General features: G+C 45.0%; 24 protein-coding genes. 14 read left to right on the top strand and 10 right to left on the bottom strand.

What is annotated here, in order from left to right; genetic code table 11:
* Window positions 1-2 precede the first annotated feature (2 nt).
* From UR08_RS07890 to UR08_RS07870, 5 genes are all read right to left on the bottom strand, one after another.
* Window positions 3-797, bottom strand: a complete 795-nt coding sequence (locus UR08_RS07890) for a class I SAM-dependent methyltransferase (RefSeq protein ID WP_115753118.1) — start codon at window positions 795-797, stop codon at window positions 3-5.
* Window positions 790-1416, bottom strand: a complete 627-nt coding sequence (locus tag UR08_RS07885; RefSeq protein WP_240616056.1) for a DUF1349 domain-containing protein — start codon at window positions 1414-1416, stop codon at window positions 790-792. Before UR08_RS07885 ends, UR08_RS07890 begins: the two co-directional genes overlap by 8 nt.
* The gene (locus tag UR08_RS07880) at window positions 1413-1943 is read right to left on the bottom strand and encodes a GyrI-like domain-containing protein (protein WP_115753116.1); all 531 of its coding nucleotides are present in this window, start codon (window positions 1941-1943) and stop codon (window positions 1413-1415) included. Before UR08_RS07880 ends, UR08_RS07885 begins: the two co-directional genes overlap by 4 nt.
* Window positions 1944-2059: 116 nt before the next feature.
* Complete coding sequence (locus tag UR08_RS07875; RefSeq protein WP_115753115.1) at window positions 2060-2497, bottom strand: DUF3788 domain-containing protein; 438 nt, start codon at window positions 2495-2497, stop codon at window positions 2060-2062.
* Window positions 2498-2545: 48 nt separating this feature from the next.
* Window positions 2546-3628 (bottom strand): hypothetical protein, encoded by a 1083-nt coding sequence (locus UR08_RS07870; RefSeq protein ID WP_115753114.1) that lies wholly within the window; start codon window positions 3626-3628, stop codon window positions 2546-2548.
* Window positions 3629-3730: 102 nt separating this feature from the next.
* On the opposite strand from UR08_RS07870, the gene UR08_RS07865 reads away from it, so the two are divergent.
* A complete protein-coding gene (locus tag UR08_RS07865; protein WP_115753113.1) occupies window positions 3731-4558 on the top strand; it encodes a helix-turn-helix domain-containing protein in 828 nt (275 codons plus the stop codon).
* 144 nt (window positions 4559-4702) lie between these two features.
* Window positions 4703-5131, top strand: a complete 429-nt coding sequence (locus tag UR08_RS13115) for a DUF6050 family protein (RefSeq protein WP_115753112.1) — start codon at window positions 4703-4705, stop codon at window positions 5129-5131.
* Window positions 5132-5200: 69 nt separating this feature from the next.
* On the opposite strand, the gene UR08_RS07855 is transcribed toward UR08_RS13115, so the two are convergent.
* The gene (locus UR08_RS07855; protein WP_165849965.1) at window positions 5201-5542 is read right to left on the bottom strand and encodes a helix-turn-helix domain-containing protein; all 342 of its coding nucleotides are present in this window, start codon (window positions 5540-5542) and stop codon (window positions 5201-5203) included.
* Between the two features lie 165 nt (window positions 5543-5707).
* Here UR08_RS07855 and UR08_RS07850 point away from each other — a divergent pair, with 165 nt between their 5' ends.
* The 3 genes from UR08_RS07850 (at window position 5708) to UR08_RS07840 (ending at window position 7790) form a co-directional block, all read left to right on the top strand.
* Window positions 5708-6181, top strand: coding sequence for a hypothetical protein (locus UR08_RS07850; RefSeq protein ID WP_115753110.1), 474 nt, complete (start codon window positions 5708-5710; stop codon window positions 6179-6181).
* 360 nt (window positions 6182-6541) lie between these two features.
* Window positions 6542-7300 carry a class I SAM-dependent methyltransferase gene (locus tag UR08_RS07845; protein ID WP_115753109.1) on the top strand — a complete coding sequence of 253 codons (759 nt, stop codon included), beginning with the start codon at window positions 6542-6544 and terminating at the stop codon, window positions 7298-7300.
* 79 nt (window positions 7301-7379) lie between these two features.
* Entirely contained in the window at window positions 7380-7790 is a 411-nt protein-coding gene (locus UR08_RS07840; RefSeq protein ID WP_115753108.1) for a VOC family protein, read from the top strand.
* 458 nt (window positions 7791-8248) lie between these two features.
* On the opposite strand, the gene UR08_RS07830 is transcribed toward UR08_RS07840, so the two are convergent.
* The 4 genes from UR08_RS07830 to UR08_RS07815 form a co-directional block, all read right to left on the bottom strand.
* Window positions 8249-9169 carry a helicase gene (locus tag UR08_RS07830; protein WP_133296339.1) on the bottom strand — a complete coding sequence of 307 codons (921 nt, stop codon included), beginning with the start codon at window positions 9167-9169 and terminating at the stop codon, window positions 8249-8251.
* Window positions 9170-9273: 104 nt separating this feature from the next.
* Window positions 9274-10188, bottom strand: coding sequence for a DUF6017 domain-containing protein (locus tag UR08_RS07825; protein ID WP_420812323.1), 915 nt, complete (start codon window positions 10186-10188; stop codon window positions 9274-9276).
* A 41-nt stretch (window positions 10189-10229) separates the two neighbouring features.
* Window positions 10230-15014, bottom strand: a complete 4785-nt coding sequence (locus UR08_RS07820) for a SpaA isopeptide-forming pilin-related protein (RefSeq protein ID WP_115753105.1) — start codon at window positions 15012-15014, stop codon at window positions 10230-10232.
* A 49-nt stretch (window positions 15015-15063) separates the two neighbouring features.
* Window positions 15064-15522 carry a hypothetical protein gene (locus UR08_RS07815; RefSeq protein WP_115753104.1) on the bottom strand — a complete coding sequence of 153 codons (459 nt, stop codon included), beginning with the start codon at window positions 15520-15522 and terminating at the stop codon, window positions 15064-15066.
* Between the two features lie 234 nt (window positions 15523-15756).
* On the opposite strand from UR08_RS07815, the gene UR08_RS07810 reads away from it, so the two are divergent.
* The 9 genes from UR08_RS07810 to xylA all read left to right on the top strand — a co-directional run bounded on the left by UR08_RS07810 (window position 15757) and on the right by xylA (window position 26738).
* Window positions 15757-16086 (top strand): hypothetical protein, encoded by a 330-nt coding sequence (locus tag UR08_RS07810; RefSeq protein ID WP_115753103.1) that lies wholly within the window; start codon window positions 15757-15759, stop codon window positions 16084-16086.
* Window positions 16087-16123: 37 nt separating this feature from the next.
* Window positions 16124-17488 (top strand): class II fumarate hydratase, encoded by a 1365-nt coding sequence (gene fumC / locus UR08_RS07805; protein ID WP_115753102.1) that lies wholly within the window; start codon window positions 16124-16126, stop codon window positions 17486-17488.
* A gap of 119 nt (window positions 17489-17607) precedes the next feature.
* The gene (locus tag UR08_RS07800; protein WP_115753753.1) at window positions 17608-18741 is read left to right on the top strand and encodes a DUF445 domain-containing protein; all 1134 of its coding nucleotides are present in this window, start codon (window positions 17608-17610) and stop codon (window positions 18739-18741) included.
* 71 nt (window positions 18742-18812) lie between these two features.
* Window positions 18813-19163 carry a YlbF/YmcA family competence regulator gene (locus UR08_RS07795; RefSeq protein ID WP_115753101.1) on the top strand — a complete coding sequence of 117 codons (351 nt, stop codon included), beginning with the start codon at window positions 18813-18815 and terminating at the stop codon, window positions 19161-19163.
* A 202-nt stretch (window positions 19164-19365) separates the two neighbouring features.
* On the top strand, window positions 19366-20163 hold the full coding sequence (locus UR08_RS07790; RefSeq protein WP_115753100.1) for a hypothetical protein: 798 nt from the start codon (window positions 19366-19368) through the stop codon (window positions 20161-20163).
* 183 nt (window positions 20164-20346) lie between these two features.
* The gene (locus UR08_RS07785) at window positions 20347-21576 is read left to right on the top strand and encodes a metallophosphoesterase family protein (protein ID WP_115753099.1); all 1230 of its coding nucleotides are present in this window, start codon (window positions 20347-20349) and stop codon (window positions 21574-21576) included.
* The gene (locus UR08_RS07780; RefSeq protein ID WP_115753098.1) at window positions 21573-24275 is read left to right on the top strand and encodes an ATP-binding protein; all 2703 of its coding nucleotides are present in this window, start codon (window positions 21573-21575) and stop codon (window positions 24273-24275) included. Before UR08_RS07785 ends, UR08_RS07780 begins: the two co-directional genes overlap by 4 nt.
* Window positions 24276-24313: 38 nt before the next feature.
* Window positions 24314-25261: a 3'-5' exoribonuclease YhaM gene (yhaM, locus tag UR08_RS07775; RefSeq protein WP_115753097.1), complete on the top strand. Its 948-nt coding sequence runs from the start codon at window positions 24314-24316 to the stop codon at window positions 25259-25261.
* 163 nt (window positions 25262-25424) lie between these two features.
* Window positions 25425-26738: a xylose isomerase gene (gene xylA / locus UR08_RS07770; protein WP_115753096.1), complete on the top strand. Its 1314-nt coding sequence runs from the start codon at window positions 25425-25427 to the stop codon at window positions 26736-26738.
* Window positions 26739-26747: the final 9 nt, after the last annotated feature.

Genomic DNA, 26747 nt, shown 5'->3' with positions numbered 1-26747 from the left:
GTTTATAGATACAGTTTACGACACACCAGAACGGCATGGTTGCTTGTGCCAGTACAAGAGCCGCTGGCAAACATGCAGTCCATAATTTCAGTCCAAGCCGCATATTGTTCATCAGTCATTTTGTTTATATCAGTAGGACTAAATGTATAGTCCACTCCTGCGTTACGAACAACAGTCAGCCCCTCTTGCTTCACATCATACTCGATTTCTTCCGGCATGGTGAAGTAAAAAACGTCCGGTAATTTATCGTCAACTCCATGAATAAGCACAGACTCATTCGTCTTTGAATTTGGGTAGCCTGCTTTCATATTTTCATCAATACATGCTCGTAAGTAGGCCCCTATTTTATTGATGTAGGCAAACATAATCACGCCGCCATCTTTACATATCCGCTTACTTTCCACTAAAACTTTTTGACGCTCTCCGTGTGGCAAGTGGTACATAGGCCCTAAAACCAAAACTACGTCATAGGTATCATCCTTTATTTCTGGCAAATTCGTTGCATTTCCCAATGATGCACTAACGTCGCGTAAGCCTTGTTCGTTGATTTTAGACTGAAACTGTTCTATGTGTTTGGGAACAATGTCAATGCCATGATAGGACTTACATCTACCGGATAAATAAAGGCCATAGTATCCGGTTCCACATCCCAACTCAATAACTGTTTTATCTGATGAAATGTACTGGTTAAGAAGCCGTTTTGTGTATATAAACTCTATCTGGTCAGCTCTGCTTCCGAAAGCTCTTTGATCTTCGTCAAAGCCAGAATAGTTAGAAATAATTTTATTACTATTCATTTTTTTCTCCTTCAAGTGGCATTGTATGACTTTTCCATTGACATGGGGTAACTGTCATTTCTGTGAACTCAGCTTCACATGAAGATGCTTCAGGGCTACAGGCATATACGCCAAAGCAAATACTTCTTTCTGCCCTGTGTAGATGGCAAATACGCATCTGCTGGTATTCGATACCATCTACAGAACATTCAACTAGAAAGTCGTCCTTCCTGCGGCTCAACCTGTAATACATAATCTTGATTTCAGCCGAAATATCCGTTGTTGCCCAATCGGAATAACCGTTATTTGTAACGACACTCCCTAGCCGTTGATAATTGTCATTTTCATATTCAACAGAAGCCTTTATCCAGTTTTCGCTATCTTGATAAACAATAACACCACATTGGTCAAACCTATTCTGGCTGTCAAAGGCGGTTTTAACGGAAAAGGAAAAAAAGGGTTCTGCCGTTTTCATACAAAGAATCGGCGCATTATCATTTTGAAAGCCATAGTAAGTGCGTTGCCACAAATCTGTATGTGGCTCTGTAGTGATGGCTATTTTTTCTGGTTGAACAACCTTTGCTTTAGGCTCTCTAATCCAGAACAGCTTATTTGTATCAAACGTGAACAAAATACTCACCTTCCTTTTTTGGCAATTCTAATATTAATATCTTTAGGATATATGGTAAAAAGTGTACAACATACATCTGAATTTTTAACATCATAGGGATAGAACTCACAGCAAACATGCCCCTGAACAAACCCATGACTTTCAACCTCTTTGGCAAACCGGCCAATGTTATGAGCTGGCGGCGGGAAATCACTGGTTGTTCCGTGGCCCAATAGCATTGAGGGAACATCTCTGTATTCAAACCCTGACGGAACTGGTGTTCCCGCAGGGCAAATAGAGCAAACCATATAAGTGTAAGCCTTTGTAATGGAATCATAATCACTAAACCACGCAACAGTAGTAGGGACTACCTGCGGCAAACCCTCGACTGTCTTGTGATATTTCTTGAAGTATTCTTCCCAAAATAGGGGGATGGGTGTAACCGAGGTTTCATTAGTATGCCGTAACGTTTTTCCAATCAACCGCACATCCGGCAAAGAAAAGAAACGCAGGCGATTCTGGAAAGGAAAAATATTTGTAATTGACTGAATATCCATAAGTTTCCTCCAATAATAAATTTTCACTGTTATATGGCGAATAATATAAAGGAAACTATCATGCTCCCATTACCAACATTAATATCGGTAAACACCATATTGTTAAGGCCGGAATATTAACCTTTCTTACCTTTAAGTATTGACACACTAATCTTTGCGAGTAGTATTTTTTTCACATCTATAAGATGCTCTTGCGATAAAACCCTATATGTTAGCCATCCACCTTCGCCACACGGATATTTTTCATCACATATTTTCTTAGAATAATCCGAAAGGCCGTCATAAACTGTATTCAGACAGTCATTGTTTACCCGAAAATGCAAAGCAAAGGCACCATTCTCCGCAAATACGTCACAAATGTGTCTATTTTTCAAGCTGTACTTTGTACTCCACCCATATTTGTTCCCATAGGGAAAACGTATTTGCTGTTCTGCGGAATACTCACTCTGTAAGTAATCATCCAGCTCCACCCATAAATCACTACATGATCCACTATATTTGAGTAAATCTGTAAATGATGGAGATAGTGTTTTGTCTAATAATCTTTCATACATACCTGTGTTCTCCTTGAACAATTATTCTTTAGCAGGCGAAAAACATTATCACAGAAGTGCATCGGTTATACAATCAGCCGTTATTCCGTCTAATGTTCGACACCTATTAAGTGTTTCAACTATTTTTTTACGCACCACCCAATCACGTAAAGCGGTGTTTCCATTTTCTGCTTCGTTGACGATTGAGTGAATTTGCCACATTAAACTGTGAATTTCATTGCCTGCATGAACTGCTTGCATAAGTTTATCAGTACAAAGTAAATCCCCAGCTCTTTGCAGAAATTCAGCACCATAAATACGGCGTTCAGCCAAGTCAAATATTTCCGGATATATATAAGGAAACCCTGTAATATTTGCCGCCCAAAAGCTCTCATCCCTAAGTCCATTAATCCAGTTATCATAGTAATTAATATCTACTCCGTAAGGTGCGCTACGTTGATTTCGCAAAAATCTTTCGTTACGAATAAGCGCCCGGCGATAAATATCAATTAGGACTTCTGCTTTGGGGCGATTAGCTCTCTCGCTAACAAGCGAGACTGCACCTATGTCTTGATACCATTTTGAAATATACTGGCAATCTTGTGGTGAAAAGCATTTGTTGGGAATATCGTTACCAGATGAAAATGTCCATGCGATAAGAGTGTCCCCATAATTCTCATAGCCGATAGCCAGAATTACCCGTTCTATTTTCTTGTGGCCCATCAGCAACACAGGAAACCCGTCACATAAGCTCTTCAAAACAAGATGCTTCAATTCGTCCTCGTCTGTAAATACACCGTCAATCCCATCAACAGTCTTAATGGCATATAATTCACACTGCAAACCAATAGCTGAAAAGCAATCCCGCACTGGAGCCACACCGACTGACATAGGGAATTGGAAATATTCTGCCGTGTCAAACATAAAGCGAAATGCTTCGCCAGAAATACCAATATGCAAGTTATGGTCATGATCCATTCGCCAAGTTCTCCTATGTCTTTCAATAAGACTAGTATCATGACTAAGGCCCATAAGTACACCCAGAGACATCATTGCTGATGGAAAAGCATTTCTATGGGGAACCAAAGGTTCTTGATTACGCTCTACCGAACCATCAAAAGAAATTAGTTTGCTCACAGGATATTTCTTCATAGCTTCCCCTTTCTAATAATTCATACCATTGACACCCTGAATATGATATAATATTAACATGATACAAAATGAAAAAATGAACCCAAATTGCGGAGAGTTCCTATGTCGATTGTTACCCAAATAAATGACACCTTTGAATATATTGAAGATAACTTAAAAAATTCTATTTCTCTTGAACAGTTATCACAGACTGCAAATCTAAGTATTTTTCAGTTGATCCGCCTGTTTGACCGTTTTATAGGTATGACACCGATGGCTTATATCCGCGCACGAAGATTAGCCAAGAGCCTGCCACAGTTACTGGCAGGAGATTCGATACTATCCGTAGCACTAGATTGTGGTTTTCAGTATGAACAGTCTTATATTCGTGCTTTTAAGGATTGCTATGGTGTCACCCCAGCACGCTTCCGAAATCGTGGTGTCAGTGTGCAAATAGTGGATGTACCAACTTTAGAGCGTTTTACAGTTTCGGCAAACGGGATGATTGGCGAAGCCAAGTTGCTGGTTCGTCCAGCGTTTACTATATCAGGTGAGCTAAAACGTTACCATAACCTAGATAATTTGCTATGGGGCAAAAGTTTACTAGAGGGTGTAGAGCGTTGTACCTCAAGGATATACACAGCCGCATGTAGAAATCTATCGCCGGGCGTATTTGAACACCATTATCTTGTGCAAAACGACGTATGTAATCCGGTTGAATGGCAATTTGCAAGCGGCCAGTGGGCCAGCTTTGAATATTTTGGCTTACATCCGTTGGATAATGCCGGTGTAACTCGTATAAGAATATTAATGTCACAGGTTATCGGTAACTGGTTTGCAGATAATGGTATTTATTGGGATGGAAATTTTACCGAGTCGGTAAATTTAGATAAATGCTCTGACAATTATTGCGAAGTTACATTTGCTTGCCATACCCAAAAATTTTCATAGCTTAGATTATCCTGACAACTTTAATTATAGCGCGTAATTGCATAAAAGGCAATCAAAAGCATTGATAAACTTCATAATATGATGTATAATAAATTTAGAACTTACTACTGTGATACAATGGTTTTATAGAAAGGAGTGGAGAGCATGATGTGTGAACGCTGTGGCAAGGAACTTACTGCCGGTTCTGTTTTCAATAAGCCCATGTGTAGAAAGTGCGCCATTTCCATAACTGTAAAAGAGCTTTTTTCCAGACTGATTCTTCCTCTTGTGGGTGCATATATTTTATATTGGTTTGCAAGCGGCTGGTTTGCTAACAGTAGCGACAAGCTGATCCTGTGTGCATTGGTTGTTGGCGTCCCCTTTGGCTTCGGCAGACTACGGGTATTGTTGTTCCCCGGTGGTGGCTCCAGCGTGGCCGGTTCAATCGGTGTACTGCTACTAAACGTCCTCGGCGGTGCCTTGATTGGCTGGGCGGTGCTGGCCTATCGGATTGTAACTACATTTTTCCTGACGATTTACCGGCTTATTCGGATTGTGGCTTTCCGGCCTTCGTCTGGCACTTACGTTACATAAAAAATCCCAGCCACACGGCTGGGATTTTCTTATCAAGTAGATGCGGCTTCCCCTCTGCGGAAGCCGCATTTATGCTTTATTCTTATTCAAGTGTTTGCACATATCAATAATCAGTTTCATTTCTTCTGGAGTCAGTTTTTTGGATAGCTCTATCAGCTCCACCAACTCACTCGGCATTTCAACATCCTTGTCAAAGAACACGCTAACGGGTGTATTGAGGTAATCCAAAATATAGTAAAGCCCATCAATGGAAGGTTTTGACCGTTTGTTCTCAATTTTGTTTATATATGCCTTATTCTGCCCTAATTCTTCACTCATAGTTTGAGCAGTAACTTTGCCCTCTCGTATCTGGTTGACACGGGTGGCAATAAAGTCTAAGAAAATTTCAAGTGTCTCAAAATCTGCTACCATACCATCACCTACCTTTGATTTCATTATAAGCTATAGCATTGTCCAAACCGCTTCATTTTATGAAGGCTTTTGCTTGTTTAATGGCCTGAAATGAAGTATAATAGCACAGAGCCAGCATACAATGAAATTTGGGCTATAATAATAACGAACAGGCGGTGAAAATCGATGTCAGATTTTATGGATGTTACTTGTGGTGTGACCGGCATGGCCGAGCTGAAGGACGAACAGGTACAACCTGTAATAGCAAAGGTCAAAGAGCAAACAGAAACGGCAATACAGAAGGGCTACAAAATCTTTTGGCTGGCTGTTGTGGGTAGTGCCAGCCTGCACTATGCCACCGGCATATTGGACGCTATTGCCGGGCGAGAAGGAATTACCTTTGAGGTTATGATACCTTATCCGGGCTGGGACAACGCACAGGAAGAACGAACAAAGTATTATGAGCTGGTTGCAAAATCAAATGGCCGGGAATATGCTCACGGATCTCCAGAGGATGAACCGGCCATGTTTACAAATAACCGGGTGCTGGACTTAGCAACCCGGATGATAATTGTCACGGATGGCAAAGAAAAAGAAGCAAAATCTATTCAGAAAATTGCTGAAAGTGTTGAATGTCCGGTGGTGCTTGTCAATCCATAAGATAGAAAAAACGCGGCGACTGTCCACTGAGGACAGCCGCCGCACCTTATAATACATCTATATTTTCTTTTAACTATGTTGATTACATTGACAGAGCGAAAGCACTATGATATATTTGGTACAAAGAAAGTGAGGGGTGCTTGGTGTCGGTTGTTCTGTAAGGAATTAGATTAATGACATGAAATGAGCAGTAATACTGCTTTGTTTTGTGTTATACAAAACTGCCTTACAGATTGAGCAAGTGCCATTTATTAATGTGGTGTTATTTGTAGCGCAGTAGGAATACTGCGCTTTTTTTGTCGTTTTCTGTAAGGTAAAATGAATTAGACATAATATGAAAATACAAAAGGAGTATTTGAAATGGCAAATAAAGAACTATCTATGATTGATTTAGTTATTGAAGCTCATACGGGGTTGGAACGGCAAGGGCCTGGTAGCCCTGAAATGACTTTGAAGGCATTAAGTTTCTTGGACAATCTTGATAAAAATATGCTGGTAGCTGATTTAGGTTGTGGAAGCGGTGGGCAAACAATTCTTCTTGCACAAAATCTAACCGGCAAAATTATTGGCGTAGACCTTTTTCCTGATTTCATTAACATGTTGAACCACAATGCAAAAAAACAAAACTTGGATGATAGAGTTAATGGTGTTGTTGGATCGATGGAAAACCTCTCTTTCCAAAAGGAAGAATTTGACCTCATTTGGTCGGAAGGGGCTATTGATAATATTGGTTTTGAAAAGGGATTAACATATTGGAATGGTTTTCTAAAAAAGAATGGTTATGTTGTAGTAACTTGCCCCTCATGGTTTACCCGTGAACGCCCTGCGGAAGCAGAGAAATTTTGGGCAGATTCTGGAAGCGGGATAGATACAATAGAGCATAATGTCAAGGCCATGCAAACCGCCGGATTTCAGTTTGTTGCTTCATTCACATTGCCTGATGTTTGCTGGATGAATTATTTTATTCCGCGAGATAAAGCGTTAAAAGCTATTTCAAAGAAATATGCTGGAAATAAGACTGTAGAGACTTTTATAATGGAAAACCAGTACGAGGTAGAGCTATATGCTAAATACAAACAGCATTATGGATATGCTTTTTATATCGGTAAAAAAATATAAATAGTAAGCATATCGCACACCACATTCACTTTAAGAGATATGCTGATAAACTGGAACTAAATAATAAGGAGTGTTTACAATGAAACTAGGAGCAATTGTATTAGACAGTGATAACATTGAAGAATTGTCTGATTTTTACGCAAATATGCTAGGATGGACTAAAAGTAGCCAGATACATGAGGGAGAAAAATGGATTACGGTAATAAAGGACGATTATTCGGAAACACCTTTGGTATTTCAGGAAAATCCTGATTATAGATGTCCCACATGGCCCTCCGAAAAAGCAGAACAGCAACAAATGATTCACATGGATTTTTACGTTAGGGCAGATGAATTTGAAGAAAAAGTCGAACATGCTATAAAGTGTGGCGCGAAAAAGGCAGAAAGCCAATTATCAAATGATTGGAAAGTATTGATTGATTGTTCGGGACATCCATTTTGTATTATTCCAATACCCAAAGAAATATATGAACAGCGGTATGGTTTATAAACTTCATTGCACATCCCAATTTTGGGAATGTGTCTACTAAGTGCTTTTTTACAGAAAGGCCCCGGCCATCCCAAAAGGGACAGCCGGGGCCTTTGCTCGTATGTGTACCAAAACCATACATTTTTCCGGTTTCCGGGGTGGTAATAGAAAACCATTACCGCCTATAGGTGGACGCCATACAGGGCAAAAAAACCGGCATTTTCGCCCCTAATCTCTACAGAAAATGGCCCCTACACACCTACAACAGCATTGGAAGTATGTAACGGGTAAACGGCCACGGCCCGTTTGCTTTCGTACTTCGGACACTCCAGCACAATGGCCCGGAAGCTCTGTTTGCAATCGTGGCGGCAATGGCGGCACAGCTCGTTGTACTGCCGCCTGCCGTTGGCACCTATGAAAAATGCCCATTCCTGTTTCATTTTCTTACTCATGCGGGGCATGGTTGTATATTCTCCTTCCTAAATAGATATGTCTGTCGCCGCCTTTGCCCTGCCGGGTGGGGGGCTGGCAGGCGGCGGGGATTTCAGTTGCGCTAAAATGGACGGCATAGTGCTGGCAACGTGCTTTTTACCGGGCTTGTCGTCTACAGCATCCCGCCCGGCCACTTTCAGGTCAGGGGGGTCGCCCTCGTCCGGCTCGTCGTCGTCCATCAGCTCCGGGTCGTCGTCTTTGTCTAGGTCAAGCTCGGTGTCCACTTCGGCCAGCCGCGCCACTTTCTGTTCCAGCTCGGCTTCGTAGGCAAAGGGCCGGGCCAGCTCTGCTTTGGCGGCGGCAACCTGTTTTTGTAGGTCGTCCAGCTCGGCTTGGTGGTTCTCGATCCGGGCCGGTATGTCGGCCAGTTCATTGTTGATACGGGTAAGGTTGCCGAACACGTCGCCGCCCAGCTTCACCCTGTACGTCATTGCGCCTTTCAGGGCCAATTCATACTCGGTGGCATTGTTCAAAAAGGACTTGTAGGCCGTTAGCTCCAACTCCAGCCCACGGTACTGGCCTATGCTTTCCGGGCCTGCACCGTTCTGGCCTTTGGGTATCTTCAACCGCTTACAGGCCATTAACAGGGCTTTGCCAGCGTCCTCCTTCTCGGTGTACAGCTTGCCGCCCACCTGCATAGGAGAAAAGCCCTTGTCATTGGGCTTGGTGTTCTCCTGCACCAGCTTGGCGTCGGATTCCAGCCGGGCCTTACTGCTTTCATAGCTCTTTATGCTCCGGGGGTAATGCTTCAACAAGTTATCCTCCAGCTTGTAGTGCTGGCTTTTGTAATCGGATTGAAGGACACGCAGTTTGCGTATATCCAGCTCTAAGTCGGTTTTTTCCTTTACCAGTGGATTCCCGGCGCACAGGGCCTTGATTTCAGCAAAGGACAGGGCCGTTTCGTCCAAATCTTCACAGCTCCGCAGGGGCGTCCGCGACGTCATAATCTGCGCTATGAATTTCTGCTTGTTTTCTACGGTTTGCCACAGGTAGGCGTCAAAGGTTTTCTCCGTCACATAACGGTAAATATGGACTTCCTTGTTTTCGTTGCCCTGCCGGACAATGCGCCCGGCGCGTTGGGCGAGGTCAGCGGCGCGTTGTAAAGGGTCGTGAGCAGGTAGCTCCTGATGTTACGGATTTTGGTGGTGTTCTTTTCCAAACAGTCAAATACATATTCAATGTGGAATTGGCCCAGCTTCATAAGCCGCGATTTCACTACCTCGGCGGGTTTATCCTCGCCCCCAATGCGTATGCGCTTTCTCTCGCTACATACTGTTTCCACAATCAGCTCGGCAATCTCCGTCAGGCGATCCCGGTCATACTTGTGGCACAGGTGTTCAAATTCAATGTTCTCATACACAATTTGGCGGTAAATCTCTATCGCGTCCATCTTTCTATCAATCTCGGTGTCCTCCGGGTCTGGTGGCCCAACCGGGCTTTCAGGATGGATTGATGGATGGGTACTTGATAAATCAGTATTTGTTAAATCCGTAATCACTTCATCAGTAATTATTTCCGTTGGATTTTCCGACGCCGGGGAAGCCGACGCCGGGTTATCCGGTATTGGCTTATCCGATATTGGATTTTCCAATGACGGCGGTTTTTGGGGCTGTTCATAAATGGTATACTCAATGCCTGCCATTTTCCCGGTTACAGGGTCGCGGCCCTGCCGCCGTGTGATGTACCCGGCTTTTTCAAGCTCAAGCACAGCAGTTCGGATGGCGTCTATGCTCTCCTTGTTGATAAAGGACAGCCCGGCCAGCGTGTAGTCCCACGATTCCGGCAGGGACAGCATTTGAGATAACAGCCCTTTAGCCTTTAGGGTCAAATCCTTGTTGCGTAGGTGGTGGTTGGACATGACCGTGTAGCCCTTGTTTTTCTCGACGCGAAAAACAGCCATTTCATCAGCTCCTTTCCGAATCGGCATAAGGAAAGGGCGTCCTGTGTATCGGACGCCCTTGTGTGGGGTTATTTCTTGGGTTTGCCCTTGCCGACTGTTTTCCTGCGCTTAACCAACGCCACAGTCAGCCCAGCGGCACCACCCAGCAGTAAAATGATGGGCAGAAGCAGGTTGCTGGTGTCGCCGGTTTTGGGGCTGTCGCCCTTGCCCGTCTGCGTGGTGGTGGAAGTGGACGGGTTGGACGTGGAAGGCTTGGAAGTGCTGGGGGTGTCGGTTTTGGCCTTGTTGGTGGCCGTCAGCTCCACCAGCACCGTGCCGTCCTTTGTGGTGGTGGCGTCCACGGTAAACTTGATCTCGGTGGTGTCCAGTTCAAAGCCGTCCGGGGCGGTTTTCTCTACAAACCGGTAATCCCCGTAGGCAAGGCCGGTCACTTCAATGACGCCCTTGTCGTTGGTGGTGTAAGTTCCCACCAGCGTGGTGCCGCTGTACAGCTCAAACACAGCACCTTTCAGGGTGGTGTCCTTGTTGGCCGCGTCCACCTTAACCAGCCGCACACCGCCCGTAACTTCCGGGGTGGCCTTGTTGGTGGCTGTCAGCTCCACCAGCACAGTGCCGTCCTTCGTGGTTTTGGCGTCAATGGTGAATTTTATGGGGCTGGAGTCCAATTCAAAGCCCTGCGGGGCCGTTTTCTCCACAAACCGGTAATCGCCATAGGGCAGGCCGGACAATTCAATCACGCCTTTGGCGTCGCTGGTGTAGGTGCCTACCAGCTCATTGCCCCGGTACAGTTCAAATACAGCACCTTTCAGGCCCGTGGTTTTGGTGTCCTCGTCCACCTTCAAAAGCCGGACGCCGCCTGTAGGCTCCGGCGTGGCCTTGTTGGTGGCCGTCAGCTCCACAACCACCTTGCCGCCTTTGGTGGTCTTGGCGTCAATGGTAAATTTGATGGGGCTGGAGTCCAGTTCAAAGCCTTCCGGCGCGGATTTTTCCACAAAGTAGTAATCGCCGTACAGCAGGCCGGACACATTGATGATGCCACGGCGGTTGCTGGTGTAGGTGCCTATCAGCTCGTCGCCCTCGGCGGCAAACAGGTCAAAAACGGCACCCTGTAGGCGTTCGCCGCCCTCGTCGGCCTTAATCAGCCGGACGCCGCCCCGTGCATATTCATTGGTGGCTTTCAGCTCCACAAGGACGGTGCCGCCCTCGGTGGTGGTGCCGTCAATGGTAAACGGGATGGGGTCGGTATTCAGCACAAAGCCGTCCGGGGCCGATTTTTCCACAAAGTAGTAATCGCCATATTTCAGGTCGTTTACAGTGATTATGCCTTTGCGGTTGCTGGTGTAGGTGCCTACCAGCTCGTCGCCCTCCGCGGCGTAAAGCTCGAACACGGCCCCGCGCAGGCGTTTCCCGTCCTCGTCGGTTTTCACCAGCCGGACGCCGCCTGTGCTTCGCTCATTTTCGGCCACGATTTCAATAACCTCGCCATGCTCGTTGATGGTAAACATGAACGGGTGGTCTGCCAGCTCGTAGCCCTCCGGGGCTTCATGCTCCAGCAGGTAATAGGCCCCATACAGCAGGCCGTCCCGCTGGTACTCGCCGCCCTCGACGGTAAACTCGTCCAGCAGGTCGCCGTCCACGGTGTACAGGCCAAACACGGCCCCGTCCAGCCGCTTGTCGTGGTCGTCGGCATCCACTTTCAGCAGGTGGAAGCCGCCACGGATAAGCAGGTTTTCAAACGCAAGCTCGGCGGGGTCGCCCAGCTCCACGGTTACGGTTTGCCTGTCGGGCAGAATATAGCCCACGGTGCGCTCATTGGCAAGCTCCGTTACCTCATACTCGCCCAGCGGCATGTCGGGGATATGGATTTCGCCGTTGGCGTCCGTCTCGGCCACGATTTCCACGGGGGTGCCGTTGATGGTGGTGCCAGCGATACGGAAGGCAAAGCCCTCCAAACTGCCGTCGCCTTCCACGGCTTTGGTAATACGGATGGCCCCGCGCATAAGCTCGTTGGGTATGCCGTCCTCGCCGCCCACAATGATTTCCACCACGGGGGTGGTTACGTCCTCATGGGTCAGGGTAAATTCGTAGCTCTCGCCGTTCAGGTAGTAGCCGTTGCCTGCGGCCAGCTCCTTGACGTAGTACACGGCAAAAGGCAGGTCGGTTGTGATGGTGCCGGTGCCGTCCTCGTCCAGCGTGATAATTTCAAGCAGGCTGTCAGCGGCCAGCACCACGTCGCCCTTGCTGTTCAAAAACTCCACGCCGCTGTACAGGCCAAAGACAATATCCGGGTACGGGTTGTAGCTTTGGTTTTCCAGTGTTTCGGCGGTTTTGTTCAGCTTTACAAGGGCTTTCTGGCGTTCATTCTGGTGCCAATCCATTTCAGGCACCAGCGCGGTGTGCTGATCCTCGTAGGTCAGCTCAAAGGGGATGGGGTTTTCGTCCAGCACAAAGCCAGCAGGCACAGAACGCTCTACAAGCTGGTACTGGCCCAAATACAGCTCCCCGGACGTGGCCCGGCCATCTGCGCCGGTGGTAAGGGTTTGCACCACGCTCCCAGCTTCGGCCCGGACAGTGCCGTCCGGCGTCACAATATCGGTGACGGCCACAATGTCATAGACAGTGCCGGGGACGCCCTTCACCTTGTAAACCGGGCTGAAAATGTCGCCGTGGGCTTCATTTTCGGCTTTGCTAAAGCCGGTTAGGTATTCGCCCAGCTTTTCAATGGTGACGGTGCCTTTTACCGGCATATTCTCGGCCACCACTTCCAGCAGGACGGATTGATTGTCGCTGGAAACGGTAAATGGGATAGGCTCGTCGGCCACCGTGTAGCCATAGGGGGCCTTTACTTCATACAGCCAGTAGTCCCCGGCAGGCAAAGGCAGGGGCAGGACAAGGGTGCCGTCTGCCGCCGTCTCGTACTCGGTTAGCACGGTGGGCGTCGGGTAGTTGATTTTTTGCGCCACCCATTCGCCGGTGCTGTCCATGATTTTGAAGGTCGTACCGGCCAGCGGGATGGTGTTGCCCGTCTCGGCGTCCTTCTTAATGATTTTGATTTCACTTTCAAACACGGTATTCTCCAAAATGTACTTGTAGATTTTGGCCTGCGTGTCTATGGTGACTTCAAACGGCTCAATCAGCCTGTAGCCGTCGTTTGCGCTGGATTTCACTTCCTCTACCCGGTAGGTGCCGTAGGGAAGCAAGGGGGTGATGGCGTAGCCGTCGCTGTCCGTGGTGATGGTGCAGGCCACTTCACCCGTGGACACCAGCGTAAAGGTAAAGTCCACGCCGCCCAGCGGGGTTTTTAAGCCGCCGTCGTTGGGGTCGCCGGTTAGGGGCTTATCCACAAACTTGGCAAGTACCACCTGCCCCTTGATAACCATGTCCTGTATGCCGGTGTCGGCGCGGCCAATCTCTACCGTCTGGCCGTCAAAATCGCCTGTTACAGTGACGGGCTTCTCGTTCAGGTTGTAGCCCTTCGGTGGGATTTTTTCATACACATGGTACGTCCCCAAAACCAGCAAAGAGCTTCGGGCCACGTTGCCCTCGGCGGTGATGGTTTCCACCAAATTGCCGCTGGCGTCGTATATCTCATACACGGCCCCGTCCAGTGTGGCGTCGCCCTGCGCCGCCGCGCCCGTCTCGGTGTCCGTCTTGGTAATGTAGATATAGAACTTTTTGAGGACGTTTTCAAAGGTCACGGTGGTGGTACGGCCCGGCAGTACCGTGACAACCTGCGTCTTTGGCACTACATACCGGTTGGGGGTGTCCACCTCGGAAATGGAATAGTCCCCGGCCACAAGGTTTTCAATCAGAAACGTGCCGTCGCTGGCCGTGGTGACGGTTTTGTCAACGCCATTGCCGGTGATCCTGAATTTCAAGCCGCCAACAACTCCGTCCTCGGATTTCTTCACCAAATTGATATGGCCGATTTTCTCCGTGGACAGCTTCAGCACGGCGGGAATTTGCAGGGGGCTTCCCTCCACGTTGATGGACGTAAGGTTTTGCCATGTGGGGTGCGTCCAGTATTCCGGGCTTCCGTTTATCAGCGTCGGATATTCCCCACGGGGCAGGGTCTTGTAGGCTGTAACCAGCGCATTTTCCAGTACGTTTGTGGTGGATATGGTAAGCTGGTTGCCGTTGCGGGTGAATGAAATGCCATTGGCCGCAAAATCAAACTGGCTTAAAACGCCGTTGGTATCGGTCAGGGTCAATTCATACCGGCCATTCACCATGTTGTATTTCAGCTCATGGCTGGGGGCCGTCCATTGGCCTGCCCCGGCAAAGCTGGGAATGGTGGAAAAATTCTGCACGTTGTTCCGCATGGTGTTGTAGATACTCCGTGCATTGGGGCTGTTGGCAAGCAGGGCATCTACAAGCCGGGTTTCCCAGCTTGTACCATACTGGCCGGTAGATACCATCCACACCATAGCTTGCGTGGCAATGGTTTCCTCTGCCCAAGTGCCGCCGTACTTAGTGCCGGTTTGCTCATTGTATCCCATAATCAGGACTTTGTTCAAAAGCTCCTTTTGGTCGGCGTTCATTTCGTTATAGTCGTCCTGCCGGGAAAGCTGGCTTCCCGTAGAAACTTCCACGCCGTACTGTATACAATACGCCTGTTTCAAATTGCCGCTGTTGTTCTGGTTGACATAGTAAACAAAAAATTCGCGTAGATTTGGGTTATTGCCAAAAGGCGCGGGATAACTGCTATCAAACTGATAAGGTACTCCTACCCTTTGGAAACTGAATGTGCCATAGCTTGCCGCCGCTGATGCCTGCAAAGGCAGGGCGGTAAACAGCATGGCTACCATAAGGAAAAGGGCCGAAGCCCTTTTCCATAGTTTCGCTTTGTGCATAGAAACGCATTACTCCTTTCAGGTGAAAAATGCCTGCGGGGGCGCAGGCTTAAAGCTCGGTATCGTCGTATACCTCGGCCATGTCAATGCCGTGTACCTCGCACAGCTCGGTGAGGTCAAACATTGCCAGCCCTTCATCCAGCAGGATGGGGAGCTGTTCGTTCTCCAAAACCTCCGTCAGCAAGGGGTGAAGGAAGTCCACAAGGTTGTGGTGCGGCACCCACACCAAAAACCTCTCGCCGTAGCAGACGGCCACAGCGTTTTCCTCAATGGCGTCGATCAGGTCGCCTTCGGTGAACGGCCTGTCGTCCTCCAGCACTTCCGCAAGGATTTCCAGCACCCGGAGAGCTTCGGCAAAGAAGTCGTCCGGGCCTGTGGGCAGGTTGCCGTGAAGCCCCAACCGCATACAGCAATCACAGCAGACGTCGCCACCGCCATAGTCGCGGCAGTCATAGCCTTCGGGCAGGGTGGTATTATCGTGACGGGTTTTCACTTTGGGATATTTCATGTTACATACCTCTTTCTATTTGAATTTGGGCATAAAAAATAGGCGTCCATTTTTCAATGAACGCCCTGTGGCAGTAAACAATATTTATCGTGGTACAAGAGAAGGACACCGACTAAAAATCGGTGTCCTTTACCCCTCGCTAGGGAGTTATCACAAACATAATATTGTTTGACCGCCTGTAAACGCTTGATTTTACAGGGTTTTACGATAACCTTCCTATGCGGGTGCGCCTTTGTGATAGCCTTTTTTGTTTATTTCATTTGGTTTGTATTTTTAGTAGGACTTCTTATTTTATGCAGTGCAAGTTTTAGAAGTGGAGCCGCTTCAGCAAGTATTACTGTGGTTGTTGCGATTTTACTTACAAGTATCACGGCGGTGGGAACCAAATGGCAAATGTTAAATCCGGCTTATTTAAGTCAAAACGCGGTCGCTTTTCTTGTAGATGGAAAAGGTCTCGATCACTTTGTTGTTTGTCTTTTTTGGACACTTGGGTTGATTGTGCTGCTTTATTTTGCGGCTTTTTGGGTGATGAAGAAAAAACCGCTTCAAACTGAAAATCACTAAAAAAACATGCTATACTGAATGAAAAGGAGTGTGGCGTGTGGAAAGAATCGAAAAAGATACGTTTGGTGAAATTTCTGTTGACGCTTCAAAGTTTTGGGGCGCGCAAACGGAACGAAGCTTACGAAATTTTAAAATTGGTGCGGATAAAATGCCGCTTGAGATTATTGATGCGTTTGCGTTTTTAAAGAAGGCTTGTGCTGTTGTAAATGTTTCGGCGGGAAAGCTTTCTGAGGCAAAAGGTAAGGCAATCAAACGAGCATGTGATGAAATTTTAAGTGGGAAGCTTGACGAACATTTTCCATTAGTGGTTTATCAAACGGGAAGCGGTACACAAACGAATATGAATGTGAATGAAGTCGTGGCGCATGTTGCGAGTGAAAAAAGTGGACAAAAGATCCATCCCAATGATGATGTGAACATGTCGCAAAGTTCGAATGACACGTTTCCGACTGCGATGCACATTGCGGCTTATCAAAGAATCCAGCAAGAGCTTCTTCCGGAACTCGACAAATTTGAACGCGTTTTGAAAGAGAAAAAGGAAGCTTTTATGGATGTTGTGAAAATTGGTCGGACTCACCTTCAAGATGCAACGCCACTTACGCTTGGCCAAGAAATCAGCGGCTATGAAGCGATGATCCGTCGAGCGAAGCGTTTTATTGAAGAGAGCAGCAAGGAGCTACTTCCGCTTGCAATTGGCGGAACGGCAGTCGGAACGGGTATTAACGCACCAACTGGTTTTGGTGATGAGGTGGCGCACGAACTTGCGAAGCTTACAGGGGCACCATTTATTTCGGATGAAAATAAATTTTTTGCGCTTTCGAGCCACAGCCCGCTTAATTTCGTTCATGGGGCACTGCGAAGTTTAGCGGCGGATTTGATGAAAATTGCGAATGACATTCGTTTTCTTGCTAGTGGACCACGAAGTGGGATTGGCGAAATTTCGATTCCTGCTAATGAACCGGGTAGTTCGATTATGCCGGGAAAAGTTAATCCAACGCAATGTGAAGCGCTAACGATGGTCGCGGCGCAAGTGATGGGGAACGACACGACGATTGAAGTGGCAAGTAGCCAAGGAAATCTTGAATTGAATGTGTATAAGCCTGTGATTATTTTTAATTTCTTGCAGTCGGTGAAATTGCTCAGTGATGGGATGCGTTCGTTCCGGATGCACACTTTGGATGGGCTTCAAGCGAATGAGCAGGCGATCAAAGAGAAACTTGAAAACTCGTTGATGCTTGTTACAGCGCTAAATCCGCATATTGGTTATGAGAAGGCGGCGCAAATTGCTAAGGCTGCTCATGAAAATGGAACAACATTACGAGCGGAAGCCGTGAAATCGGGCTTTTTAACGGCGGAAGAATTTGATGAATGGGTTGACCCGCTTAAAATGACGAATCTATGAACCAAGAATTTTTTCTTGGTTTTTTTGTGTCATACTTTAGAATGAATTTTGGGCGTGAAAGTTGTCGTTTACCTGCTTGGTAGCTTATAATGATAACACTTGAAAAAGGTGGTGCAGGCGTGAATATTTGGATTTCAATACTGATCATGATGGTGATTGGTGGTTTTATTGGGATGATGACGAATTTTATTGCGATTCGGATGCTTTTTAGACCGTACAAAGCGATTTTTTTAGGGAAGTGGCGGTTGCCTTTCACACCAGGACTTATTCCTAAGCGGCGCGATGAGTTAGCGCAGAAAATTGGACAGGTCGTAACAGAACATTTGCTAACGGGCGACATGATTCAAAAGAAGCTGCAGGATGAGAGGCTACGTGATGGCCTAACTGAGACGGCGCAGGAATTTTTTAAGGAGAAGATGGCGCTAGAAACAACCCCTACTGAGCTCGCGGAATTTGCTGGGTTTCAAAATGGCAAGGAGCGCTTGGTAGACTGGGTTTCAAATAAAGCTGTAAGTGAAACGGAACGATTTTTAAATGAAAAGGAAACAACCAAGCTTGAAAAACTAATTCCAGATGCGGCAAATGTCTTTTTGTTGAAAAATCTGGCTGGCTTGTCTGAGATGGGGATTGCACGTGCGACGGATTATTTGCAAAGCGACGCGGGAAAAAAGCAAATCCATTTGATGCTTGAAACTTTTTTTGAAGAGCATGGTAAAATGGGAAGCTTCGCCAAGATGTTTTTAAATGTGGATGCATTAACGGAAAAAGCACAGCGAGAACTGGAAAAGCTATTAAAGCGCCCTGAAATGAAAGAAACACTTGAAAATTTGTTGATCACGGAGTATCAAGCGTTACTTGAGAGCGATTTAGGCGAACTGGTTTCACCTAAGAAGAAAGAAGATTTTTTGCGGCAAGTTGGGTATGAAGCGCGGTGTTTTCTAGAAAATGAAAAATGGTTGAATCGACCGATTCAAGAGAATTTAGCGAAATATGAAGAGCAAATTACAGGGCACCTTATTCCGTATATTGTGGAGCGCTTGCTTGCGTTTGCCTCAAGTCACAGCACCGACTTGTTCAACCGATTAGAAATTGCTGTGCTAATCGAATCCCAAATTGCTACTTTTTCACTTCATGAAATGGAACAGATTGTCATCAGTATTTCCGGAAAAGAACTCAAAATGATTACTTATTTGGGTGGAATTCTTGGTGGTGTGATTGGAATTGTGCAAGGCGTTCTGACGTTATGGATCTAAAGGTAGCATCTAAGCCATAGTTTTGTTATAGTTAGAGAAGAATAAATTTTAACTTGTGGAGGATTTTATTAATGAGCGAAAATATTTATGATTTAGCGCACGGCTTAGAACGTGGAATTCGTGAAACAGACGAATTTAAAAGCCTAGAAGAAGCTTATAAAAAAGTGACAGAAGATGCGGAAGCAAAGGAAAAGTTTGATCGTTTTCGTGAGATTCAAATCACAATTCAAGAAAAACAAATGACGGGTCAAGATATTGATGATGAAACGATTGATCGCGCACAAAAAGTTGCTGATGAAGTTCAACAAAATGAACTGATTCTTGGCTTGATGGAAAAAGAACAAGGGATGAGCACAATTATTAATGATTTGAACCGCATTATCATGATGCCACTTCAATCATTGTACGAAGTGAAAGAATAGAAGATGAAGATACTCGCTTACGGGCGGGTATCTTTTTTCGTTAAAGAATTGCAAGCTTGTGTGATCCTAAAGCTAATAAATTCACAAATTCGACACAGACAAATATTTTAGTTTGTGCTATTGTATACATGTTATGCATACATATTAGATGAAGGTTTAAAAAAGATGGCATTCACTGCTTTAGGAGGACACGAGAACATAAATGGAAATGATTAATCGGATACTACGAATTGCACAGATTGTTTTGATGTTTTTTATCATTTTTATGACGCTAGGAGGAATTTATTTTTTATTGAATTTTATTCCTGTAACTTTAATGGGGATTTTATACTGGGGCGTTATAGCTTTATTTTATTTGAGTTTAGTCATTGGACGATTAACTGGGATAGGTAATGGAATCGGTGGGATATTAATTATCTGCGGGGCACTCTGGAACGCGATGGCGAGCCTAAATGGATATGAAGTCATGTTCATGCCAGCATGGTTTTTTAAAATTCCGCTAGTACTCGCATTCAGCGGTTTGTTTGTTCTAAGCATCGATCTATATTTGAAACGAAAAGTTGTCATTTCTCATAAAGTACGTACTAAAAGCAATTTTTGGATAGTAGTAATGAACCTTCTCGTTATGCTTGGTTTTTATTTTCTTATCCATGCGCCGCGTGTCACGTTAGCCAATGTCGACCAAGCTGTTTCTATTACATATTTTACGGGGATTTACCTCTATCTTTCAGTGGCTGCTATTCTACTAACCGCGATCGCATTAGGCCTAGTCATTATGAATATTAAGCGGTCTTATAAAATCGGAACAAGTATCGTTAGTTTTTTGGTTATTTTAACTTTCGATGGGATCTATTTTGCAACGCCGGCAAGCTTTTGGTTCGGTTTTAATCCAGTTTTGTTAAGTTTGTATTTGCTGACTTTTGTAGCAGCTTTACCAGTAATAAAAAATTCAAGTAAACGGTCTTTAGTTGTTGAAAATCAAAAAGAAAGCATGGAATGAGCTTGGAATATTTGAATGAAATTAAAAGCCTTCGTTATGAGAGTAAATTACGGAGGCTTTTTCATTGGAAATCGGAATTAAATAGTAAAAGAAGCTTGGGGCAAAACACTAGATCAAGCTTGCGAAATGCAAGGCAGCTCGTTATAATAGGAACATATATTCGTTTTAAGGGGATGCTCTAACATGGCAAAGGTACGGTTTTTACATATCGCAGATTTACACTTGGATAGTCCCTTTACTGGACTTAGTGCGCTTTCAGATGTGGTTTACAAGGAACTGAAGGATGCGGCTCATGAGTCGTTAGTGCGGATTGTCACACGAGCAATAACGGAACAAGTGGATTTTGTTTTGATTGCTGGTGACATTTATGACAAAGAAGATCGGAGTATTAAAGCGCAAGTTCAATTTTATAAAGAAATGAAACGGCTGCAAGAAGCTGAAATTGATGTTTTTTTAATTCACGGGAATCACGATTTTCTTGAAAAAGACCGAGATGTTTTAGAGCTTCCAGAAAATGTTTTTACTTTCGGAGAGACTGTCCAGTGTGTGCCTTGGAAGGGAAAAAGCGGCCAAACGGTCAAGCTTTATGGGTTTAGCTACACGGAACGCCATGTGCGTGAAAAGCGCTTAAATGAGTTCCAAAAACAAGGTGAAGCGGATTTTCATATTGCACTGTTACATGGATCTGAAGAAACAAAGTCGAGTGAACATGATGTGTATGCCCCGTTTAGTTTGAGTGAATTGAAACAAAAGGGATTCGATTACTGGGCACTTGGTCATATTCATAAAAGAGAAATTCTCTCGGAACAACCTGGCGTTTATTACCCGGGAAATATTCAAGGCCGAAACCGCAAAGAAACAGGCGCGAAGGGCGGAACGATTGTTGAACTTTCTCCAAGAGGCGCTTCATTTGAATTTTTTGAAACGGCACCAGTGATTTTTGGGAAACTGCAAATAGAACTTGATGGGAAAGTGGATCAAACTAAGCTTTTCCGGAAATTAGAGCAAGCTTTACAAGATTACCGTAAGGGGAGCCAGTCTTATATTTTAGATCTAGAAGTTTTAGTAGAAAACCCAGATGGAGTCAATTCTACGGACTGGTTGCAAATGTTTGAAGATGAAGTGTCTGCGGCGCCATTTGTATGGATAAATACGTTGAAATTTCGTCCGAAACAGTCCGAGCAAAATGAGAACTGGCAACAAGATCTTTTGTTAGCAGATGAATTAAAACAGTCGATTCAAGAATTGCAGGAAGAAGAAAACTTTTTTGAGACGATTGAATCACTTTATTTACATGCAGGCGTGCGCCAGTATCTGACTGAACTGGATGAAGACAAGCAAAAACAACTTCTTTCAGCTGCGCTTGTCAAGTTAAATGAAACCTATAGAGAAATAGAGGATGATAAAAAATGAAGATCATCTCAGTAGAAATAGTTGGGTTTGGAAAATGGGAGAATACGACATTTGACGATTTTGGCGATTTCCAGATGATTTATGGCGAAAATGAAGCGGGCAAATCGACTATTATGGCATTTATCCATAGTATTTTATTTGGGTTTCCAGCTAAGCAAAGCTCTTATTTGCGGATGGAGCCGAAAAATAAAGGGGCTTATGGCGGAAAGCTGACGTTAAGCGAGACGAGATTTGGGACGGTTGTGATTGAGCGCTTGCGCGGGAAATCAGCTGGTGATGTAACCGTTCATATGGAAGACGGGTCGCGACACGGTGAAGAGAAGCTGAATGAGATCTTAAATGGAATGGATCGTCGTACGTACGAAGCGATTTTTTCTTTTAATATTCATGGTTTGCAACAAATTGGCCAAATGAAACAAGAGGAATTTGAAAAATATTTACTTGCAACGGGGACGGCTGGATCTGATCGTTTACTTTTGATGAATGAGTCGCTAAAAAAACAACTGGATGATTTATTTAAACCTGGCGGGAAAAAACCTGTGATTAATCAAGCTGTAGAGGTAGCGAAGAAGAGTCGGGATGCTTATCTAGATTCGAAGGAACAAAATGAAAAGTATGCTGGGCTTGTTTCGAAAATGGAACGCTTGGAACAGCAAGAAGCTGAACGAGCAGGGAATAAGCGCGCGCTTCAAATTGAATTAGCGAATTTGGAGCGGTTAAAAGAAAAATGGCCGATTTATTCAGAAAAAAAAGTTTTGGCGAAACAAATTTCACAGCAAATGGAGTTTCCACCGGATGGCTTGGCTCGTTTTGATCAATTGGAAACGCGTTTTAATGAGCGGAATCACGAGCAGATGCAACTTGAGGAACGCAAAAAAGCGCTAGCTGAACGGAATTTGGTGGAGAATGAACTGGATGCTGGTTTGGCCGGGAGCATTCAAGAGCTTTTGGAGAGCTTTCGGGTCTATCAAGATCGTGCACAGCAGTTAAAGGAACAAGAAACAGAAAGTGAACTTCTGGCAAGGCAAGTGGGGATGGATTTTTCGCGGAAGCCTTTGGATGCAAACTTCGATGAGGAAATTGCGCAAATTAGTTTAGCGGATCGTGATTTGGAACGAGGCGAGCAGGAAAATAGGTTTGCGCTTGAAGCGGAACAGAAAGAGGAAAAACGTATTCAGCAAGAAGTAGATGAACTGGAAGGTCTTTTGTGGACAAGTGAAAAGACACATGAAAAGGAAGTTGAACTGAAAAAAGAGAAGAAGCAATCGCCTTATTTACTTGGCGGAGCCGTCATTTTATTGATTCTTGGCATTTCTTTGGCTCTTTTTATTCCCGGCTTTTTAGGATACATTTTACTTGTGATGGCACTTGTGCTGTTTTTGGCCGGCTTTTTTAAGAAAACTGAAAACACGGATGAAGTGGCTCGGATTGAACTCGAAGAGCAAAGACGTTACCGAGCGAAATGGAAAGAGCTACTTGGAAAGCTGGATGAAGTTTTGATGCGGATTGCTTCGCTTGAGGAAACGAAAGCGAAGTTAGATCAGGAAAGAGAGCGCATTGAGCTGGAAAAAGCCAAGCTTTATGAGCCACTGGGTTTGAAGCAAGGTATTTCATTTGATGCGGATATGGCGTTTGTAAAGGAAAGCTACACGAAGTGGTTGCGGCTTCAAGATTTGAAGGAAAGAAGGAATGTCGGGCGCGCTTTCTTGAAAGAGTGGGAAGAGCAGTTGCAGCGGTTTCCGGCAGAAGGGGATTCGACTGAGGAGAAAGTCGCAAGTTTGCGGCATAAGCTTCGGGTTTATCGCGAAAATGCGGCAAGTGCGGCGAAAAATGAAGAAAAAATGGAACAACTGGACGGACAGCTGGATCTTGCCAAGCGTGATTTAAGAAAAATGCGTGAGGAGATGGATGCTTTACTGGCTGCGGCGCAAGCGAATTCTGAGCTCGAGTTTCGGGAACTTGGGTTGCGCGATAAGGAGCTTAGGGCGGCAAGGGAGCGCTTTACTTTACTTTCGGCACAACTGCCAGAAACGCTTGATTTCTCGGCTTATCCGGACTTTGAGGCGCTTAAAGAAGCGGAACTTAAATGCAAGGAAGAGCTTACAGCTATGGACGCGGCGCAAGCTGAATTTGAACGCGTGCGAGCTGAGACGCGGCATGAAATCGCGATCCTTGAAGAAGGCGGAACTTTTTCATATCTGACGCAGGAATATTATCTGAAGCGTGACCGAGTTCGGGAGCTTGCGGATGAATGGATGACTTTAAAGCTTGCAGAGGAGCTCACAAACCGAACCGTCGCTCATTTGCAAGAAACGAAATTCCCGAAAGCGCTTGAACTCGCAACGTTTTATTTTGGAAAATTAACGGGCGGTCGCTATACAAGGGTTTCGTTCAATGATGCGAAACGAATTGAAGTGAAACGATCTGACTTTGTTGTTTTTAAGCCGGAAGAATTGAGTCAGGCGACAAAAGAACAACTTTATTTGGCGATTCGGTTAGCCTTGATTGAAATCATCGCAGAAGATTTTCCATTCCCAATTTTGATTGATGATGGTTTTGTAAATTTTGATGCCGAGCGGCTCGATTTATTGATGCAGCTTTTAAAATATCGTAAAGATGAAAATCAAGTTATTTTCTTTTCGTGTCATAAGGAAACTAGCAAATATTTTTCCGATAATCGGGTACTCGTGCTATACTAGGGTTAAAGTATTTTCAAGCAGAGAAGGCAGGCGATAAAATGGATAAAAAATTGTTGCTCCACGATGTTGGTGAGAGTGTAGATTTATTCTTGTTGATTAAATCAAGTACAAAGGGAATTGCTAGTAACGGGAAGCCTTTCTTGACGCTCATGCTGCAAGATAAGTCTGGGGAAATTGAAGCAAAGTTGTGGGATGTCTCTGAAGAGGATGAGTCAGCTTATGCGGCAGAACAAATTGTGCATATTGCTGGCGAAATTCAAAATTATCGTGGGAGAAAGCAACTTAAAATTCGGCAGATTCGCCTTGCAACACCACTTGATAATGTGAGTGCCGCAGATTTGATGGAAACGGCTCCGCTCGACAAGGAAAAAATTGCGGATGAAATTACGCAATACATTTTTGAAATGAAAAATGCGAACTTACAACGGATTACGCGTTCGCTGATTAAAAAATATCAAGATGCTTTTTATGAATACCCGGCAGCAATGCGGCATCATCACGAATTTGTCTCTGGATTAAGTTTCCATGTGGTTTCGATGCTGCGTCTGGCGAAAGCTATTTCGGATCAGTATCCAAGTGTCAATCGAGATTTGCTGTATGCGGGAGTAATTTTGCATGATCTAGGCAAGGTGATCGAACTTTCTGGTCCGGTTTCAACTTCTTATACGCTTGAAGGGAATTTGATTGGGCATATTTCGATTGTTGTCGAAGAAGTTAGCAAGATGGCGGAAGAACTGAAAATCGAAGGAGAAGAAGTTGTCGTATTGAAGCATGTCCTTCTTGCTCATCATGGTAAAGGAGAATGGGGAAGTCCGAAGCCACCACTCGTTCGCGAAGCCGAGATTTTGCACCAAATTGATTTGATGGATGCAACGATGAACATGATGGATAAGGCACTTCGCCATACGAAACCAGGTGAGTTTTCGGAACGGATTTTTGGTCTTGAAAATCGGTCGTTCTACCGTCCAAATTTTGATGCTGAATAATGAAATGGAAATGCGCGGATAATTTGATATCTGCGTATTTTTTTGTATTAGTGTGGAAGCGCTTTACAAAACAAATGGAAACGTGTATGATAATAAAGTGAATAAGTTAGTTTGTTAAACCAACAAACTAAAAAGAATTGATTTTAAAGGAGGATGTGGGCATATGAGTTATTTTCCACAAATAGAAAAAATCCAATTTGAAGGGAAAGAAACACGGAATCCATTTGCATTTCGTCATTATAATGCATCCGAAGTTGTTTTAGGGAAAACTATGAAGGAACATCTTCGGTTTGCGGTGGCTTACTGGCATACAATGACTCAAGATGGAAGCGACCCATTTGGAACGGCTATAAATGAACGTTCTTGGTTTGGCAAGTCGGAAATGGAGACCGCAAAAAATCGCGTTGAAGCTTTCTTTGAGATTCTTGAAAAATTAGGGGTTGAGTACTTTTGCTTTCACGATGTCGATATTGCGCCAGCGGGCGATTCGCTTGAAGAGTTTATGGCGAATCTTGACGAAATCACGGATTTAATTAAAGTGAAAATGGACGAAACGGGCATCAAGTTATTGTGGAACACGGCTAATATGTTTTCACATCCTCGTTTTAATAATGGTGCGGGATCGACTAATGATCCAGAGGTTTATGCGTATGCGGCGGCTCAAGTAAAAAAAGGACTGGATATTTCGAAAAAATTAAATGGGCAAAATTATGTGTTTTGGGGCGGTCGTGAAGGTTATGAAACGCTTTTAAATACGGATATGAAATTTGAACAAGACAATATCGCACGTCTTTTCAAGATGGTCATCGCGTATGCTGAAAAGATCGGTCACAAGCCGCAATTTTTAATTGAACCAAAACCGAAAGAGCCTTCGAAGCACCAATATGACTTTGATGCGGCGACAACGATGGCGTTTATCAAAACTTACGGGCTTGAAGGCGACTTTAAATTGAATTTAGAAGCTAATCACGCGACGCTTGCGGGACATACATTTGAGCATGAATTGCGTGTTGCGCGGGAATACGGGGCTCTTGGTTCGATCGATGCCAATCAAGGCGATTTGTTACTTGGATGGGATACGGATGAATTTCCAACGAATGTCCTTGATGTGACGCTTGCAATGTATGAAATTTTGGAAAATGGTGGGATCACACCTGGCGGCATTAATTTTGATGCGAAAGTGAGACGTTCTTCATTTGAAATGGAGGATTTGTTACTCGCTCATATCGCGGGAATGGATACTTTTGCTCGTGGACTCAAGGCAGCGGCAAAATTGCAAACGGATGGTTTTCTTAAAGAGGTCACCGCGGATCGTTATGAGAAGTGGAGAGAGTCGGAAATCGGGAAGGCAATTCTTTCGGATAAGGAAGATTTGGAATCTTTAACGCGTTATGCGTATGAACATGGGGATGGGATTCAGTTGAAGTCAAGCCATATCGAGTACGTGAAATCGCGTTTGAATGATTACTTGGTTTAGGAAAGGAAG

The organism is Listeria kieliensis (assembly GCF_003369925.1).
GTDB lineage: Bacteria > Bacillota > Bacilli > Lactobacillales > Listeriaceae > Listeria > Listeria kieliensis_A.
The sequence above is the reverse complement of the archived record's forward strand: the minus strand, read 5'-3'. Positions and strand labels throughout refer to the sequence as shown.